Genomic DNA, 17823 nt, shown 5'->3' with positions numbered 1-17823 from the left:
CCGCCACGGCGGGTATTGATAACCACAGTCGCACTTGGTTTTGAGGCATTGCGAGCAAAGACGTTTTCTTTAGGTAACGCGAGGATCACTTTTGCGCGGCTAACACTTTGTAGTTGCTCAATCGCACGGGCTAGGTTTTCTTCTTGGCTGTGCTTAAGACGGGCTTGCTCCATACGTTGGCTGACACCAAAGCCGCTGTCTTGATTCAAGAAGTCTTGACTAGCCGCAGGGCTGTCAACGCCTGCGCGGCTCAGCATCATTTTCACTTCTTGATACTTATCTTCGGGGACTTTAATCACGTCGACGTCGATTTGATACTTAACTTTATTTTTATCAAGCACATCTAATACTTGAACCATTTCCTGAGTTTCCATTTTACCCAATGGACGATACTCAGGCTCCTGTGCCCAAAGCATAACAAATACGGCCAAGGCCAAACAAATCGCCAAGGCTAAAATCATAGTTACTTGACGCATCATGTCGACACCGCCAAGGTTTCCCATCATTCCTGACTTATGTTCTTGCTGGACACCTTGGTCAGCTAAGCCGGAATTGGATCCGACAATCATTTCTGTGCTCACGATTCGTACCTGCTAATTGGGTTATTCACTGGCCTAGACAGGCATGCTCATTATTTCTTTATAGGCTTCGACAAGCTTATTACGTACTTGTACCGTTGCCTCGAAGGCGACGCTGGCTTTCTCACGGGCAATAACAGTATCCGACAAAGTGACGGTAGTATCTCCCATTTCTAAGCGCGTCGCGAGGTTTGATGATGTCGACTGTAAGCCGCTGACATTGCCGACGGCTTGCGAGAGTAACTGACCGAAGTCCGCACCACTGGTGTTATTAACTTGCTGCATGATATTTGGCTGAACGCCAAAAGACGGCGTAATTTCGCCTTGGAGTTTCTGCATTTCTTGCAGGAATGAATTTGCGCCTATTTGCATGCTGAGCTCCCAGTCGTCGAGTTCTTGACGATCAAAATACCTATAACGGGACAATGCAAAATAACGGCCAAGTTTTCAAATGGCCGTGATTGGTAACAAATTGACGGGATAAGAAGAAGTTAAAACTAAGGATTCTGGATAAAATAGGTCACTTTTTCGGTAGTATATTTTAATAAATGCAGCCTCACACTCATGTGGAGGCTGCAAGATTATAACTTGAATTTAAAGACTAATTTGGCAGTTGAATGCCCATATCACGCATTCTTGCCATCTTGTATCTTAAGGTTCGGGCGCTTATCCCCAGTTTTTCAGCGACCAGTTTGCGGCTTCCTTGGCATTGATTAAGGGTTTCTAAAATAATCACATGCTCCTGCGCTTTAAGCTCTTCGCCTAAACCGTCTGGCTCGGCAGCAAATTGATCTAGGCCTTCGCCGCCTAAAATCACATCCTGCGCATCGATAATAATGTCATTGGCGGTGATCACTTGACCGGCTCTTAATATCAAAGCCCGCTGGATCACATTATCGAGTTCACGTACATTCCCCGGCCAGCGATGACTCAATAAACGTCGACGTGCATTTTCATCCAACTCAGGCACATCGGCGACATTCAATGCCTTGGCATGCTTAACCAGTAAATGACGCGCAAGGGGCAGAATATCCGCAGGACGTTGACTTAATGCGGGCCAAGCTAAGGGGAACACGTTGATTCGATAGTAGAGATCTTCCCTAAAGCCACCGGCGGCTACCACGGCTTTTAAGTCGCGATTGGATGTGGCAAGCACGCGCACATCGAGCTTAATGGTTTTACGGCCGCCTAAACGCTCAACTTCACGCTCTTGCAATACCCGCAATAACTTAGCTTGTAGGCCTAAATCCATCTCAGAGATTTCATCTAGCAGCAAAGTGCCACCTTGAGCCTGCTCAAATTTCCCTGGACACGCTTGATAGGCGCCAGTAAATGCGCCTTTTTCATAACCAAAAAGGGTGGCTTCGAGCATATTCTCAGGAATCGCTGCACAGTTAATGGCCACAAAAGCTTGATCCGCACGGCTACTGTGCTGATGAATATAGCGGGCCAAGACTTCTTTACCCGAACCGCTAGGACCTAAGATCATGACCGAAGCATCGGATGCAGCAACCCGCTGAGCCAGCGCTAATAAAGCTAAACTCTTCTCATCGGCAACTACTGGCTGATCCACATTTTGTTTTAACGGCAAATAGCGGGACACTTGATTGAGCAAGACTTCTGGCGCAAAAGGTTTCGCTAAGTAATCGACAGCGCCTAATTTAATGGCATCCACCGCACTACCAATCGTGGCATAAGCAGTCATCAACAACACTGGCAACTTAGGATGATGTTGCTGTAGGAAGTTTAATAATCCTAACCCACCCATGCCTTGCATCTGCACATCGCTAATGACTAAATCAAATTGATGTTGTTTCAAGGCTAAAATAGCGTCTTCACCGGAGGCAACATCAATGCACTCATACTGAGCCAACATTAAGGTATCCAACAAGGCTTCACGCAATGAGGCATCATCTTCAACGAGCAATAACTTTGCTTCAGACATGGGTAATCTCCAAAGGTAATATCACCGCAGATTTAGCCCGTGGGAAGACTAAAGACACAGTGCAACCTTTATTCGGTAAGCAACTTAATTGCAGTTGTCCTCCATGATTACGCACCACAGATTGCACAACCGCTAACCCGAGCCCAGTTCCCTGCGATTTTGTCGTAAAGAAAGGTTCAAGTACCTTCTGCTGCATATTGGCATCTAAGCCTTTGCCATTGTCGATGACATTCAGTAGTAACTGATCGCCCTCTTCTTTCGCCTGAATACGAATCTCAGTGGCGCCAGCTTCGATACTGTTCATCACTAAATTGTTGATTGCCGAGCTTAATGCATTGGAATTAGCTAACATCGAACTGCTTGATGCATCATCAAATGACAAGTCACAACCTTGCTTAGCCGCTATCGGCTCACAATTTGCCAATACATTGTCGATAACCTCAGCCAGTGTGATCAAATCTCCGAGTTCATCCTGACGGCCTTTCGCCATCAATAGCATGTCGTTAACCTGACGCTCCAGTTCATTGAGTCTATCAACAAGCTTTTGCTGGAATTTCGCTTTAGCGGCATCGGATAACTTAGGACTCGCAAGATTAGAGGCATATAGCAAAGCGGCAGATAAAGGCGTGCGCACTTGATGTGCCAAGGTCGCGACCATTTTACCCAGTGCAGATAAGCGTTGTAGATGGGATAGATTTTTCTGTAATAATCGAGTTTCAGTCAGATCAGTTAACACAATTAATTGACCAGGCTCTGGCGTCAGTGGCGTAATTGCTAACTTAACGCGGCGGCCATTACGCAGTGACACTTCGTGGCCATCATCATCCTGTGGCGCAAAGGCACTGTGGATCACATCAATCCAGCGAACGCCACACAAGGAGCGCTCAAGTAATTCAACTGCAACCGGATTGGCATCCGTGACTATACCGTCGCCATTGATAATCACCACGCCGGATGGCATAGCCTGTAAAATATGCTCCATTCGATTGGACATATTAGCGGCCTCACGCAGTTGGTTCCATTGTTTGCTAGTGTGCTTGAATGACTCAATTTGCGCTAGTGGGTTGGCTGACATAGTCACTCCGTCAAAAAATTGCTTATGACGGAGTGACTGCAGTATCTATGCCAAATTAGAAATTGAACTTTAGAGGTTAAAACGACTTATATAACAATAAAATAGAAAACTAATCTTTGGTCATTCCGTATTTACGCATTTTTTCTACTAGCGTTGTACGACGTATTCCTAGCATCTCAGCCGCGCGAGCAACAACGTTATCTTGCAGCTCTAGTGCCTGACGTATCATGTCGATTTCCAGTTCTGCTAACAAATCCTTAAGGTTCACACCTTCAGGCGGTAGCTCACTTGGGAAACGTGTCTCAGGGATTTCAACCGGCTCTTCATCACTAAAGATAGAAGCCAATGCATCACGTTCTTGCTGCTCTTCGCTCATCTCTACACAATATTCGGGTACATCAATATGGCGGTACTTAACGGGTAAGTCGTTCACATCAACCAGTCCACCCGGATATAAAATGGTGAGGCGTTCGACTAAATTAGACAGCTCACGCACGTTACCCGACCAAGCATGCTCTTTTAACGACTCAATCGCACGCTGGGTAAAGCGTACCTTGCCACGGCCTTCGTTGTAGACTCGGCTCACCAACTCTTGTAATAGCAAAGGCACATCGTCCTTGCGATCACACAACGCGGGCATTTCGATCGGGAATACGTTTAGGCGGTAATAGAGATCCTCGCGGAATTCATTCACGCTGATCATGGTTTCTAAATCTCTATGTGTCGCTGCGACAACGCGCACATCGGCATTGATGGTCTTAGTGCCGCCAACACGCTCAAATACCCGTTCTTGCAGTACACGAAGCAATTTAACTTGCATCTGCAATGGCATATCACCAATTTCATCGAGAAATAGCGTGCCACCTTCGGCCAATTCAAAACGGCCCTTACGAGAACAAATTGCCCCAGTAAATGACCCCTTTTCATGACCAAAAAGTTCACTCTCTAACAACTCTGGCGGTATAGCACCACAGTTAACAGGGATAAAAGGGCCATCACGGCGCTCAGACAAATAATGGATATTACGGGCGACCACTTCTTTACCGGTACCCGATTGGCCCAGTACTAGTACAGTCGCCTCAGATGTCGCCACTTGATTAATCAAGTGCCTTACATTGGCAATACCATCACTGCGCCCAACCAAGCTTCGGAATAACTTAGTTTGATTTGCACTTGTGGGGACTTGAGGGCGTTTAACTTGGCCAAATACTTGGCAGAAGTGTAATAATTCAGTGAGTTGAGGATAGGTTAAAGGTTCCTCAATGTTTCCAAGAATGTTAGACACTTGCAGATCGTCAACGTTGCCAAGCAACAGCATAGGTTGCCATGGATGTTGACCCGCGATGTTTTTAAGCGCATCAGCATCCATAACATCAGTTAGGATAACTAAAGCTCGAAAACGAGTATCTTGGAGGCTAGCACTTAATTTTTCGGCGTCAATTTGTGCAATTTGCTCACCTAAAAAATCAAAAATGCAACACAGGCGATTTAATCGCTCTGATGGGGGGCCGATAAGTAAAATTCGTTGATCTGTTTGCATCATTCAGTAGGCCGTAAAGCTCTAATATGTATTAATTCGCATTAATTATTTATGATTAGTTGCTGTAAAAGCTTAACAAATTCAATGTAACAATCTGTGCCACCATCACTACTGTGATGAATATTGTATTATCAGCAGACGAGAAGCAAGCCTCAGATGAGGTTTATGCCAAACTGAATTGATTTTAGTTCATTTATGCCATGATTCTAGTTAAAAACGTCAAAAACTTGACTTTAAGCCAAAAAAAAGACGCAACCAGTGCGTCTTTTTTTAATCATAAATCATGATATTAACCAGCTTCAGAATGTGCCGATATATTATGTTTATCAGCAGGAATTGCATCCCAACCTTCTTTGATGGTACGTAAAACCTCACATACATCATCAATCGCTTTCACATCATTATTGATGTTAGCTTCAGAAATTTTACGCAACATAAAATCATAAAGATCGCTCAGATTTCTTGCTATCTGTCCACCAGCATCCATATCTAAGCTATTGTTTAAACCAGTAATAATCCCAATAGCCTTGCCAATATACATACCTTTATTAGACAGATCATTTTGCTCAATCGCAAGACGACTCTGCGCTAGACGTTGCAGTGCTCCCGCGAACATAAGCTGAATAATACGATGTGGTGAAGCAACGGTAATTTCACTTTCTAATGAAACCTTACGGTATGATTGCAGTGAACCTCTCATAAACACCTACCTATTTGAATCTATAGTCTTATAAACACTAATCTGGCGTTTATTTTTACTGCCTGCATGTAATAATGCTTGCCTATCTGCCATTACAACACTTGCTTTACTTGTGTACTCTTGAGTAAGGTCAAGTTGATGTTGAAGATACTCAACATCCGTCATATTCGCATCAGCCACTAATACATCGAGTAAAAGTTGACGCTCTCCAACCAGTACTTGCAAGTTCGACACCAACTCGTCAGTTTGAGGTTCTTCAGCAGGGATCTGAGTCAATTTATTTAAGGTTTCACTCAAAAGGGCATTAAGCTCATCGAGTTGTTTCACTTATACTCCCCTTACTCATTTATAATTTCACTATCGTTTTTTAACAGCGCCTGGAAGCGAATTCAAACGATCAACAAGACCACTACTCTGTTGATTAAGTTGGCCAACGACAAGATCCATCGCATTAAACTGCTTAGTTAAACGCGCTGTTAACTGGTCCATTTTAAGCGTAAAAGCTTCTCTTTGATCTGCGATTTGACTTTGCTGATTGGTATATCCGGTTTGGCGAGAAGCAATCAGTCCACGTGACTTAACATAACTATCAGCAAGATCATAGAAACGATTGGCAAGCCCTTTATCGGGCGTTGAAAATAACGCCTCGACATTAGACATGTCCTCAGAAAGCGCTTTATTAAGCTTCGTATCATCAACAGATAACTTACCATATCTATCTGTTTTAATACCTATGTCATATAAGGCTATCGAACTACCTGTATCAGTTGGCACTCGTTCACTCGAAATACTGCGTAGTTGTGATTCAATCGAGCGAACCATAGAGTCGCCCTGCAATGCTGCTGCGGTTTTCTTATCCTTATCATACGACGACATTTTATCAACTGCAGTCGCTAAACTATTGTAGGCATCGACAAAAGCTTTCACATTGGTCTTTACCGCATCGTCATCTTGTTCAATTTTTAACGTAGTCGTTTTAGAAACATCAGCATCAGTTAAATTTAACGTCACACCAGTAATGGCATTCTTTATCTCATTAGTTTGTGAGGTAACTTGCTGATTATCTATATAAACAATTGCATTTTTAGCATCTTGAAGCGTGGAAATATTTCCCGCACCAAACATATCATTTAAACCAGTACCAGAGGTGTCATTAGCTGTAATACTGATTTGATTATCTTCACCCGACTTATTAGAGCTAAAAATCAACCGGCTGCCAGCATCACTGGTAATGACTGTCGCCGTTACACCTATATTATCTGATGACTCATTGACTTTTTTAGCAATAGCAGCGAGTGAATCGGAAGCGGAAACATCAACAGAAAAGTTCTTACCATTAATACCAAAATCTAAACTTCCCTCACCAACAGGCAGAGCAGGGTTTGCGACATTTGTTCCAGCAACTTTATGATTTACGGCAAGTTGCTCAACTTTAATACCATAGCTACCCGCCTGAGCCGTCTTGTCCGCTGTGGCAGCTAAAAAAGTTTCATTACTAACAGAAATTTTTCGTTGATTAAGAGCATCGCCTGTTTGAAGTTTTTTTAAGGCATCTTGAAACGTAGACAACGCACTCTTTAAGGTTCCCATAGCAGAAACCTTTGCTTTGATGCTGTCCTCAGTTTTGTTAAACATCGCTTCTTTGGGTGTTTTTTCAGCATCAACTAACACTTTAACAATATTAGAGATATCTAAACCAGAACCCATGCCTGTCGCTGTTAATGCCATATAAACCTCTTACTCTTCAACTATCACTATTTAGCAATGCGAATATTTATGCCTCTGTTTTCATCAAAAGTCCTGTGACTTCTGATAGTTTTTCGGCTAAAGCCAATGCTTCTTCACTCGGCATCTGCCTAATAACATCACCAGTATCTTTATCCAACACAGTAACAACAGCTTGCCCCGAATTTTCATCAACTTTAAATGCTAAGCCTTTACGCATCATAGACATCATATCAGACAACTCTGTGGCAACCTGAGTCAACTTACTCGGATTCTGTTCGTTTTCAGTCGCATCTTGTTCTACGGTTTGTTCAATAGCCGGCACCGCAGTATCCCGCTTTAACTCCACATCTGAAGCAGATGCTTTTAGCGGCACTTGAGCTAATTCAACCTTATTGTGAACCATAGAAGGTGAACTTGCTATATTGATATCCATAGCCATACCTCAGCAAATTAAGTAATTGTTTTTATAAAACTTAACAAAACAAATACACTATAAAGCTTAATTAACCTTTTAATGTGGCAAAGGGAGATCCGTCGCCGAACCTCCCTTATCACTTATCGACTTTACTACTTTATATTACAGTAGTGATAAGGCCACTTGAGGTAATTGGTTAGCTTGGGCCAACATTGCAGAACCCGTTTGTTGTAACACTTGGTTCTTAGTCATTTGCGATGTTTCTTTCGCAAAATCGACATCAACGATACGGCTCTTAGCATCAGCAACGTTAGCCTGAGTGTTAGCACTGTTACTGATGTTGTAAGCTAAACGGTTTTGCTTCGCACCTAAGTTTGCACGTTGACTATCAATCGTGTTAATTGCTTTATCAATCGCAGCAAGTGCGGTTGAGCGACCAGCAGAGCTTCCTACTGATAATGTATTCACAGATAATGCACCAGCATTGGTTGCTTTAACTGAAATGGTAATGTCTTCGCCTTCTTGATGCCCAACTTGGAAGGTCTTACCTGCAGAGAAATTACCATTAAGTAATTTAGTGCTACCAAATGCTGTAGTATCACCGATTGCGGTGATTTCTAGTGCAAGTTGGTCAATTTCACTTTGTAAAGCGGTTAAATCGTCAGTACTGTTAGAACCGTTTTCGGCCTGCACTGTCAAATCACGCATGCGTTGCAACATGTTAGTCTGTTCTTGCATCGCACCTTCAGAAATCTGGGCGATAGAGATTGCATCGTTAGCATTACGCATACCAACATCCAAACCGCGCACTTGGCTGTTTAGACGGTTCGAAATCGCTAGACCTGCAGCGTCATCTTTTGCGCTGTTAATACGTAGACCACTGGATAAACGTTCCATAGATGTGGCCAAACCGCTTGCTGAAGAATTTAAGTTCTTTTGGGCTTTTAATGATGTGACGTTCGTGTTTACTGTAATGGCCATGATTCGTTTCCTCTTTATACCTGGCTTGTTAACTTGCCTGTCTACTTAAGCCAGGCGGGTCTTAGTGGTTACAGTATATTTAACGGCAGCACCTTTTTTATCTTTAGGATTATTTTTAAAAAATAATGATTTTTTAAAAATAATCAATTTTTCAAATAGATAAATATCCCCTTTAATAAAAACTTTGCCTACTTTCCTAGAGAATTCTAGAAATAAGTAGGCAAAAGCACTTCAATACAACTTCACATCAGTGACACTAACCAAGGAGAGATAATGCAACTTGCGGTAACTGGTTAGCCTGTGCAAGCATTGCGGAACCTGTTTGTTGTAATACTTGGTTCTTAGTCATAACAGAAGTTTCTTTCGCAAAATCGACATCTACGATACGACTCTTAGCATCGGCAACGTTGGCTTGAGTATTCGCACTGTTACTAATGTTATAGGCTAAACGATTTTGCTTCGCACCTAAGTTAGCGCGTTGGTTGTCAATTGTTTTAATAGCGGCATCAATATTTGCAAGAGCAGTTGAACGACCGCCTGAAGTAGCTACTGATAACGTATTGACGGATAAACTTGCAGCATTAGTTGTCCCTACAGAAATAGTGACATCTTCAGCTTCTTGATGACCTACTTGGAAGGTTTTTCCCGCAGAAAAACCGCCAGTCATTAACTTGGTATTACCAAACGCAGTGCTATCACCAATCGCTGTAATTTCTTCTGCTAATTGATCCATCTCTTTTTGTAATGCAGCTAAATCATCAGTGCTGTTTGCACCGTTTTCCGCTTGAACAGTCAGATCACGCATGCGTTGCAGCATGTTAGTTTGTTCTTGCATCGCACCTTCGGCAATTTGAGCAATTGAAATTGCATCATTTGCGTTACGCATACCCACATCCAAACCGCGAACTTGACTGTTCAAGCGGTTAGAAATGGCTAGACCAGCCGCGTCGTCTTTGGCGCTGTTAATGCGCAAACCACTTGATAGACGTTCCATCGAGGTCGCTAAACCGCTACTAGATGTATTTAAATTCTTTTGTGCCTTCATTGAAGTCACGTTGGTATTAACTGTAATAGCCATGTTGAGTTCCTCTTCCTAGTTATACCGCCAAGGCTTGGAGCTTGGCTAAATTTTTAACAATTTATCTTACAGATGGATAGGTGCTTGCTTACTGTTAAATAAAGTCGAACAGGGAAACAGAACCCACCTTACTAAACACGTTAGAGACTGCGTTCAATGCAAGCTGTTGCTTTTCAAATTCCGTAATCGCTGATGCATAATCGAGATCTTCCAAGAGTGATAGCGCTGATGTGTTCACCACTTTCTCCTCGGTATGTGTCTCTGTGTAACTTTCGACAACTTTCAGATTATTCCCCGCCACACTTCTGGCAGAACTAATTTGATTGACGCCACTATCAATGTTATTCAATATCTGTGCCAACTGAGCTCGCCCTTGGGGTGTGTTAGCAGAATTAGGGTCTTCGATTAATGCAATCGCACTGCTGATCGTATCGAAAATACTGACCTCGGCCTGGGGTTCCATGGTGAAACTATCGCCAGCGCTGGGTTTTCCATCAATTTTAACGTCTATACCATTAAAACTAACGGGATTGGTCGCATCAAAATTAGCGACGTTTGCGACAGGATTATTGGCAGAATCGAGCACTTGTAAATTCGTGCCACCAGCGCCATTATCAGTAAAGTTAAACGTATATATATCAGCCACATAAGTTGCAACGTCAGCAATTTTTGCCGTTTTAACGCTAAACTCACCCTGCTGGCTGGCCAAATAATTGACGCTAAAATCACCAAGTCCATTGGGTGCTTTCATAAACGCGCTATCGCCAGGGATGTTTGTCCCCATGGCAACACCCGTTTGCACTAAGCTATTTTTGACGCCAGAATCACCGCTATACACAATTTTAGGCGGCGTCGAATTATCAAAAGCAAAAGGTTCTTTATCGGTACTGAAACCGGAGAACATATAATTGCCAGATTCATCCTTACTATTCGCAATAGAAAGCAACTCTTCCAAGCTGCCTTTCATCTCATCGGCAATCATTTGCCGCTCAGTTCCAGATAGTGTGCCGTTTATCGCGCGCATAACTTGCTCACGTATCGAGCCTGTTAAATCTTCAGCACTACCGAGTTTACTTTCAGTCACGGCAAGACGATTCGTTGCATAATCAATGTTCTTCATAAACTGATCGACGAGTGCATTTTTTTGATTCAGATTATCGATACCCTGTGACGCCACAGGATCGTCACCGGCAGTATTGACTTTCTTACCACTGCTCAATTGGTCAAGAATTTTGCTGGTCGCCGTTTGCTTTTGCAGCACACTGGTAATGCTTTGATTAAAGATTTGCGCGGATGATAATCGCATAGTTAAATCTCCTAACGCACTGAGGATAATAAGGTGTCAAAAATCTGCTGTGCGGTCGTCATGATCCGCGCAGAGGCTTGATAGGCTTGCTGAAAACGCATTAAATTTGCAGCTTCTTCATCTAAGTTCACGCCCGACTCACTCTCTACTCGCGCATAAGCTTGTTGATACACGGCCTCAGCCGAACCAGTACGCACTTCGGCCGCTTTCGTTTTACTGCCAATGTCTAGCTTAGTATTCTCGAACACATCCGCTAAGGTCGACTTGCCACTATTCATCACCTTACTTTCGCTCAATTTAGCCATAGCGACAGCATTGGAGTTATCGCCTTCCGCGAAGGATAAATCGAAGGTAAATCTGTCATTACCCGCTGCAGCTGTGCTGTCCACTTCAAAGGTAAAACCAAAGGCGCTGATACTCGGTGGGGTATAAGTTGTAGCAGCACCAAGTGATGTTCCTGCGGCATCAAATGCTTCATAGGTGGGTGGCACGACTGTGGTGTCGAGTTTGATCGTCAATTCACTGCCCGTCACAGGGAAATTTGCGGCATTGCGATTACCAATTTGAGTCAACTTAACTTGGGTATTGCCCGAGTTAGCGGCATCTGCAGTAATCTTTGGGGATGCGGCGGCAATACCTTTAGGGTCTTTCATAACAACTTCAATGCCATTTGAAGCCCCCGCTGTCGGGCGAATAGCAAAGCGATCCCCCGACGCCATAGCGCCTGCTTTTATGTCAATTGAAAATCCAGAACCACCCGATAATGTCGAGCCCGTTAACGTCAGCGGTGTTATCGTCCCCGTTTCTGTATCTCTCAATTCATAAGTGGCAGGCGAGGTAAATGACAGCTCGTAGGCACCGCCTGTTAATAAACTGGTGTCATCGACGGTGACGCCTAACGTTGCATTGCCCGTATTACCAGAAAAACCTGCCACACGGCCCAAGGACATCATAGGATCATTGATATCTTTGAAGATATTGGCGCCGACTTGCCCATTGAGGTCAATGCCTTGCGCTTGCATTTTGTTGAAGTTATCAGCCACGCCCAAAGCTAATTGGTCCAGCTCATGACCTGCGGGAATTAACGTCTGGTCACGATAATCAAACATGGCTCCTAGCTGACCACCCAGTTTACTTGGGTCAACAGTAACGCTTTGCGAGCCAATACTTGAGTTAAGCTGTAACTCTTTGGGAAATGGGTTACCCGCTTGAGTGCCCATACTCATGGCAATCTCACCGGAAACCAGCATCACAGAGCCACCGAGCATAATACTCTTGGCGCCATTTTCTTGAGGGATAACATTCACTTGGGCGTACTGACTCAACTCTTGAACGAGTGCATCTTGCTTATCGAGCAGCTGCGCATCTTGATTCGGCGACTTCATCAACTCTAGGTTTAAGTTGGCAAGTTCTGTACCTATCTCATTAATACGCTTGGTCATGCCGGTTATCTGGTCATTAGTCTGATCGAGCTGACCATTCAAATAAGACTGCATCTGATTCAGGCTACTCGCGACTTGCTGCGCATTCGTTAAGGTCGAGCTGCGGATACCCAAATCTGCAGGTAAGTCCGCTACGCTATTTAGCCCTGAAAACAGATCATTCAAGCTTTGTGGCACAACTTTGCCTATTTGTGAAAATAGCTGATCGAGTTCACTCAATTTACCGTAGCTGGCTTCGGCGGCACTAAGCGTTGTTTGGCCAATGCGCAACTCTCTTGCGGCATAGTCATTGTAGATACGCTTAACGTCATTAACGTAAGTTCCAGTGCCATAAAAGCTATTGCCTAAACGCTGTGATTCTAGAGTCGACTGGGTTGCCACTTGTCTGTGGTAACCCGCGGTATTGGCGTTAGCAATGTTATTACTGGTGACACCCAGTTGCGACTGGGAGGCAAGCACCCCAGTTCGCGCAATATTCAGCAGATCAACGGCCATTAGTTGACACTCCTATGAACAAACAGGGTTGTAAGGTTCATCATTTGTCTTCTCCTGGCAGAATTGATTTCAGCTCTTCACTGATGGACTGCATCACTTTAATGACTTTTTCAGCATATCTAGGATCTGTGGCATAACCCGCATCCTGCAAAGCTCGAATAAACTGAGTTGGGGACGCCGCCACTTTCTTCGCATCTTGATAACGATCGCCTTCGGCAATGAAGGACACAAAATCGTTGAAGCTATGCTCAAAGTCACTGTAAACACGGAAGTCGGCTTTTTGCTGCACTGCCACACCGTGTTCGAATTCTAAGGTGCTGACGTTCGCCTTATCGCCCTGCCAACGGCGATCAGCTTTAATATTGAATAGGTTATGACTTGGCGCGCCGTTATTACTGCGAACAATTTTTTGTCCCCAGCCGGTTTCAAGTGCCGATTGCGCCAACAATACTTCTGGTTGGGTACCTAATGCTTTTGCCGCTTTTTCAGCGTGTGGGTATAAGGTCGCCAAAAACTCTTCTCGACTACCGAAACGGACTATCTTCTGGGTTTCCCTAAAGGCGGCCGTCGGCAAAACTTGGCCGCTAATCACGGGGTCGACGACAGAAAGTGACTGTTCGCTCCAGCTTGGCTTAGGTGTATCAATCGCCAGTAAACGATTAGGCGTATCAATGTCCATTGATGAGTTTGCATCCATGGCTCTATCGGGCTCAAATGCTGGTCGAGCAATTGCAGCGGGGACACCATGATTAACAACTGTGGGTTCAACCGCTGGCGCGACTGGACTCTGCATTGGCACGTTAAGGGCTTTAGCATCATGGAGCATTTTCATACCGCCATCGTCGCGTAATACCGATGCTGGCGTGAAATGACTGGTTTCTGGGGAGAGTTGCTGCACCATCATATCGGCAAGGCCCAATACCCCTTTGTCAGATAAATCGACCGATAACTGCTGATCGCGCATCTGCTCGTAAAACTTAGTGTATTGGCTATTGAGAGGACTATCAGACTGAAAAACCGCATTGGCATCGCGCATACTTTTCATCAGCATTTGCACGAAAATACCTTCAAATTGTTGGGCGACCTTTTTCAAGGCGCCCTTCTCATCCTTCTGAGCCTGGGCGCGGAGTGAATCTAAGCCGCCCAGGTCAAGAAAATGTGATGAACTTGAAAGCTTTTCCATGATTTTCCCGACAGAAATTAGATGATGATAAGTTCACCATGCAAAGCTCCTGCCACTTTTAACGCTTCCAGTATTGCTAACACATCTGAGGGGGCTGCACCGACCAAGTTAACCGCTCTAACCAGCTCATCCAGCGTAGTGCCAGGATTAAACATAAACATACGGCGGTCACTTTCTGTCGCTGTAATCGTACTATTGCTCGTGACAGTTGTTTGACCATTGGCCAAGGCGTTTGGCTGTGAAACCTGGGTTGCCTCAGCAATCGTGACGGTCATGCCGCCATGGGTAATCGCCGCTGGGAGTAAACGCACGTTTTGCCCAACCACTATGGTTCCAGTACGTGAGTTAACAATCACTTTGGCAGATTCTTCTGCGGGAATAACATCGAGGTTTTCAAGCGTAGCTAAAAAAGACACCCGTTGTGATACATCACGCGGAGCACTGACCTGCACAGATGTTGCGTCTAAAGGACGCGCCATATCAGGGCCTAATAGCTCATTAATCGCATCGGCCATCCGTTGTGCAGTCGAAAAATCAGAACGACGTAAGTTAAACGTCAAATAATCGCCAGTTGAAAATGGGGTCGCCACACTGCGCTCGACAATCGCACCATTAGGTATACGGCCAACTGTTGGAGTATTTTGGATCACCTTTGAACCATCTAAACCATCGGCACTAAAACCACTCACCACTAAGCTGCCTTGGGCTATCGCATACACATTACCGTCAACGCCTTTCAAAAAGGTTTGCAATAAGGTGCCGCCGCGTAAACTTTTGGCTTCGCCTAAGCTAGATACGGTGACGTCAAGATCTTGACCCGGTTTTATAAAGGCTGGCATATCCGCATGTACGGCAACCACAGCAACGTTTTTAATCTTTGGTTTGACGTTGTCAGGAAGATTAATACCGAAATTTTTCAGCATAGTCATAAAGGTTTGTTCGGTATAACTGGTTTTTTCACCCGTTCCCGGCAAACCAACCACTAAGCCATAACCGATCAACTGGTTACTGCGTACACCCTGCACATTGGCAATATCTTTAATTCGTTCAGCCTGACTAGGTAGAGAAAACACTAGCACGGCAACGGCTAACACCAGTTTATATTTCATGATACGACTCCTTAGAAGGGCCACCAGTCGCTCATAAAGAACTGGCTTAACCAGCCCACTTTTTGAGCATCTGCGAAAGTGCCAGTGCCACTGTATTGAATACGGGCATTGGCCATTCGCGTTGAATCGATAGTGTTATCAGGTTTAATGTCCTGCGAGCGAACCAGACCTGTGACGCGAATAAACTCGTCACCGTTGTTAATTGAGATCCATTTTTCGCCGCGGATCACTAAGCTGCCGTTGTTCAGCACTTGCATCACGTTTGCCGAGATGCTGCCATCTAAACTATTACTCTGATCCGCATCCGATTCACGTTTAGTGTTCATGCTATCTTTATAACGTAAATCAATTGGCACTCCGCCAATGGATACATTACTACCACCAGCAAAAATGGGATCTAAGCTCATGTCAGAACCTTTTTTGATCTGATTGCCTGCACTCTTCTTCGCTTGAGTCGACTCTTTCAAAACGATAGTGATAATGTCGCCAACTTTGTGAGCACGTATATCCGAATACAAGCTAGATGCTTGACTGTCTTGATAAATAGAACCAGTCGCGGCAATTTTTGTCGGCGGTGCCTCTGGGTATACCGGCGCATAAAAGGGATCATCCGCAAGGGGTTTCTTTTGCGTCGAGCTACAAGCTGCAAGCAATAACGCGACGGCCAACACAAGATATCTAGCCATAATGTTTGCCTCTATAAATTTTGAGTCACGTAAGACAGCATCTGATCTACCGCTGAAATCACTTTGGAGTTCATCTCGTAAATGCGCTGACTTTCGATAAGGTTCACAAGTTCTTCGGTCACGTTAACGTTAGAGGTTTCTAAGGCGCCTTGGCGAATCGCTCCCATGCCATCTAACGAAGCGGTACCTTGAATTGGTGTGCCGCTCGCACCGGTTTCCGTATATAAGTTTTGTCCCATAGGATCCAGACCCGATGGATTAATAAAATCCGTCATAGTCAACTGACCCACAACTTGGTTCTCTGCTGTACCTGGGGTTTTCACTGAAACTTCACCCTCAGCGGAAACGGTAATACTGGTCGCATTGTCAGGAATCGTGATCGCGGGTTGCAGCAAGTAGCCAGAACCAGGCGTCACAATCTGGCCCGTATCGTCTAAGGTAAACTGACCATTTCGAGTATAGGCCGCAGTACCATCGGGTAGCTGGATTTCAAAAAAACCTGGGCCCTCAATCATCAGATCCAATGAGTTATCCGTAGTGAGCATGTTGCCTTGGGTAAACATTTTCTGTGTGGCGACGACTTTGGTACCCGCACCTATGTTTAATCCATTAGGTAACTTAGTGTTAGAAGCGCTGACACCGCCCGCTTGGTTAACTGTTTGGTAAAGCAAATCTTCAAATACTGCGCGACTTTTCTTGTAGCCCACAGTACTGGCGTTCGCCACGTTGTTCGAGATCACCGCAATGTCAGTTTGCTGTGCGTCTAAGCCAGTTTTACTAATCCATAACGCCGGATGCATAATCTATCTCCTAACTAATACGCATTAATGAAGATGAAGCGCGATCATTTTCTTCCGCGGTTTTCATCATCTTGACTTGCAATTCAAACTGACGCTGAAGGTCAATCAAAGACACCATTTCATCGACAGGGTTTACGTTACTGCCTTCCACTGCGCCACTTTCAACACCTACGCTAGGATCGGCAGGAGCGATATTGCCAGACACGAGCCGGAACAGTCCGTCCTCACCGCGCATCATCTCGGCATTACCCGGATTAACGAGTTTCAAGCGACCGACCTCTTCCACCACTTCAGCAGTAGCGCCCTGAGGTCGCACAGAAATAATGCCATCCTGAGAAATTGAAACTTTCTCGATAGGAAGTGGCAACACTATGGGACCGGCATCACCCATAACAGGATTTCCCCTGTCATTGTGTAATAAACCAGTGGAATCAAAACTTAAACTGCCAGCGCGGGTATAGGCTTCACTGCCATCTTTTGCCTGCACGGCAAACCAGCCGTCGCCTTTAATGGCAACATCGAGATCCCGTCCAGTCGTTTTTATTGGACCTGAGCGAAAATTTGCTGACGGAGATTCTGTCATCGCAAACACCCTTGTCGGCAATCCTTCACCGAAGGCCTGCATCGAGCGAGCTTGCGCCATATCGGATTTAAAACCGTCGGTATTCGCGTTGGCTAGGTTGTTCGCACGGAGCGCCAGCTCATTCATATTTTGCTTGGCGCCACTCATAGCGACATAAAGGAATTTGTCCACAGACTGCT

The 17823-nt window shown here is 44.7% G+C and carries 17 protein-coding genes and 1 pseudogene; all 18 read right to left on the bottom strand.

Going from position 1 to position 17823, the window contains the following annotated elements; genetic code table 11:
- Nucleotides 1-569, bottom strand: a pseudogene (locus BM607_RS22140) (flagellar basal body M-ring protein FliF); the annotation flags it as partial.
- 45 nt (nucleotides 570-614) lie between these two features.
- On the bottom strand, nucleotides 615-950 hold the full coding sequence (gene fliE, locus BM607_RS12690; protein WP_006082407.1) for a flagellar hook-basal body complex protein FliE: 336 nt from the start codon (nucleotides 948-950) through the stop codon (nucleotides 615-617).
- A gap of 229 nt (nucleotides 951-1179) precedes the next feature.
- Nucleotides 1180-2523, bottom strand: coding sequence for a sigma-54 dependent transcriptional regulator (locus BM607_RS12685; RefSeq protein ID WP_071939681.1), 1344 nt, complete (start codon nucleotides 2521-2523; stop codon nucleotides 1180-1182).
- A complete protein-coding gene (locus BM607_RS12680) occupies nucleotides 2516-3598 on the bottom strand; it encodes a PAS domain-containing sensor histidine kinase (RefSeq protein WP_012089707.1) in 1083 nt (360 codons plus the stop codon). Before BM607_RS12680 ends, BM607_RS12685 begins: the two co-directional genes overlap by 8 nt.
- Before the next feature lie 109 nt (nucleotides 3599-3707).
- On the bottom strand, nucleotides 3708-5141 hold the full coding sequence (locus BM607_RS12675; RefSeq protein WP_011847309.1) for a sigma-54 dependent transcriptional regulator: 1434 nt from the start codon (nucleotides 5139-5141) through the stop codon (nucleotides 3708-3710).
- 286 nt (nucleotides 5142-5427) lie between these two features.
- The gene (gene fliS / locus BM607_RS12670) at nucleotides 5428-5838 is read right to left on the bottom strand and encodes a flagellar export chaperone FliS (RefSeq protein WP_006082411.1); all 411 of its coding nucleotides are present in this window, start codon (nucleotides 5836-5838) and stop codon (nucleotides 5428-5430) included.
- A gap of 6 nt (nucleotides 5839-5844) precedes the next feature.
- Complete coding sequence (locus tag BM607_RS12665; RefSeq protein ID WP_071939682.1) at nucleotides 5845-6165, bottom strand: flagella biosynthesis chaperone for FliD, FliT; 321 nt, start codon at nucleotides 6163-6165, stop codon at nucleotides 5845-5847.
- Between the two features lie 30 nt (nucleotides 6166-6195).
- Nucleotides 6196-7566: a flagellar filament capping protein FliD gene (fliD, locus tag BM607_RS12660; RefSeq protein ID WP_071939683.1), complete on the bottom strand. Its 1371-nt coding sequence runs from the start codon at nucleotides 7564-7566 to the stop codon at nucleotides 6196-6198.
- A 46-nt stretch (nucleotides 7567-7612) separates the two neighbouring features.
- Entirely contained in the window at nucleotides 7613-7999 is a 387-nt protein-coding gene (locus BM607_RS12655; RefSeq protein ID WP_071939684.1) for a flagellar protein FlaG, read from the bottom strand.
- Between the two features lie 144 nt (nucleotides 8000-8143).
- Complete coding sequence (locus BM607_RS12650) at nucleotides 8144-8962, bottom strand: flagellin (protein ID WP_071939685.1); 819 nt, start codon at nucleotides 8960-8962, stop codon at nucleotides 8144-8146.
- A gap of 256 nt (nucleotides 8963-9218) precedes the next feature.
- Nucleotides 9219-10040, bottom strand: a complete 822-nt coding sequence (locus BM607_RS12645; RefSeq protein ID WP_071939687.1) for a flagellin — start codon at nucleotides 10038-10040, stop codon at nucleotides 9219-9221.
- A gap of 94 nt (nucleotides 10041-10134) precedes the next feature.
- A complete protein-coding gene (gene flgL / locus BM607_RS12640) occupies nucleotides 10135-11346 on the bottom strand; it encodes a flagellar hook-associated protein FlgL (protein WP_071939688.1) in 1212 nt (403 codons plus the stop codon).
- Nucleotides 11347-11357: 11 nt separating this feature from the next.
- Complete coding sequence (flgK, locus tag BM607_RS12635; protein WP_071939689.1) at nucleotides 11358-13283, bottom strand: flagellar hook-associated protein FlgK; 1926 nt, start codon at nucleotides 13281-13283, stop codon at nucleotides 11358-11360.
- 40 nt (nucleotides 13284-13323) lie between these two features.
- Complete coding sequence (flgJ, locus tag BM607_RS12630; protein ID WP_071939691.1) at nucleotides 13324-14466, bottom strand: flagellar assembly peptidoglycan hydrolase FlgJ; 1143 nt, start codon at nucleotides 14464-14466, stop codon at nucleotides 13324-13326.
- A 17-nt stretch (nucleotides 14467-14483) separates the two neighbouring features.
- A complete protein-coding gene (locus tag BM607_RS12625; RefSeq protein ID WP_006082420.1) occupies nucleotides 14484-15575 on the bottom strand; it encodes a flagellar basal body P-ring protein FlgI in 1092 nt (363 codons plus the stop codon).
- 11 nt (nucleotides 15576-15586) lie between these two features.
- Nucleotides 15587-16261, bottom strand: coding sequence for a flagellar basal body L-ring protein FlgH (gene flgH, locus BM607_RS12620; RefSeq protein ID WP_006082421.1), 675 nt, complete (start codon nucleotides 16259-16261; stop codon nucleotides 15587-15589).
- A gap of 11 nt (nucleotides 16262-16272) precedes the next feature.
- The gene (gene flgG / locus BM607_RS12615) at nucleotides 16273-17061 is read right to left on the bottom strand and encodes a flagellar basal-body rod protein FlgG (RefSeq protein ID WP_006085642.1); all 789 of its coding nucleotides are present in this window, start codon (nucleotides 17059-17061) and stop codon (nucleotides 16273-16275) included.
- A 10-nt stretch (nucleotides 17062-17071) separates the two neighbouring features.
- Entirely contained in the window at nucleotides 17072-17815 is a 744-nt protein-coding gene (gene flgF, locus BM607_RS12610; protein ID WP_006085643.1) for a flagellar basal-body rod protein FlgF, read from the bottom strand.
- Nucleotides 17816-17823: the final 8 nt, after the last annotated feature.

Source organism: Shewanella sp. SACH (assembly GCF_001887095.2).
Taxonomy (GTDB): domain Bacteria; phylum Pseudomonadota; class Gammaproteobacteria; order Enterobacterales; family Shewanellaceae; genus Shewanella; species Shewanella baltica.
The sequence above is the reverse complement of the archived record's forward strand: the minus strand, read 5'-3'. Positions and strand labels throughout refer to the sequence as shown.

Coding starts and splice junctions, on each gene's coding strand:
- BM607_RS12685 (WP_071939681.1), bottom strand. CDS start 2,523: ATGTCTGAAGCAAAGTTATTGCTCGTTGAAGATGATGCCTCATTGCGT.
- BM607_RS12645 (WP_071939687.1), bottom strand. CDS start 10,040: ATGGCTATTACAGTTAATACCAACGTGACTTCAATGAAGGCACAAAAG.
- fliD (WP_071939683.1), bottom strand. CDS start 7,566: ATGGCATTAACAGCGACAGGCATGGGTTCTGGTTTAGATATCTCTAAT.
- flgL (WP_071939688.1), bottom strand. CDS start 11,346: ATGCGATTATCATCCGCGCAAATCTTTAATCAAAGCATTACCAGTGTG.
- fliS (WP_006082411.1), bottom strand. CDS start 5,838: ATGAGAGGTTCACTGCAATCATACCGTAAGGTTTCATTAGAAAGTGAA.
- BM607_RS12625 (WP_006082420.1), bottom strand. CDS start 15,575: ATGAAATATAAACTGGTGTTAGCCGTTGCCGTGCTAGTGTTTTCTCTA.
- fliE (WP_006082407.1), bottom strand. CDS start 950: ATGCAAATAGGCGCAAATTCATTCCTGCAAGAAATGCAGAAACTCCAA.
- BM607_RS12650 (WP_071939685.1), bottom strand. CDS start 8,962: ATGGCCATTACAGTAAACACGAACGTCACATCATTAAAAGCCCAAAAG.
- BM607_RS12675 (WP_011847309.1), bottom strand. CDS start 5,141: ATGATGCAAACAGATCAACGAATTTTACTTATCGGCCCCCCATCAGAG.
- BM607_RS12680 (WP_012089707.1), bottom strand. CDS start 3,598: ATGTCAGCCAACCCACTAGCGCAAATTGAGTCATTCAAGCACACTAGC.
- BM607_RS12655 (WP_071939684.1), bottom strand. CDS start 7,999: ATGGATATCAATATAGCAAGTTCACCTTCTATGGTTCACAATAAGGTT.
- flgG (WP_006085642.1), bottom strand. CDS start 17,061: ATGCATCCGGCGTTATGGATTAGTAAAACTGGCTTAGACGCACAGCAA.
- flgK (WP_071939689.1), bottom strand. CDS start 13,283: ATGGCCGTTGATCTGCTGAATATTGCGCGAACTGGGGTGCTTGCCTCC.
- flgJ (WP_071939691.1), bottom strand. CDS start 14,466: ATGGAAAAGCTTTCAAGTTCATCACATTTTCTTGACCTGGGCGGCTTA.
- flgH (WP_006082421.1), bottom strand. CDS start 16,261: ATGGCTAGATATCTTGTGTTGGCCGTCGCGTTATTGCTTGCAGCTTGT.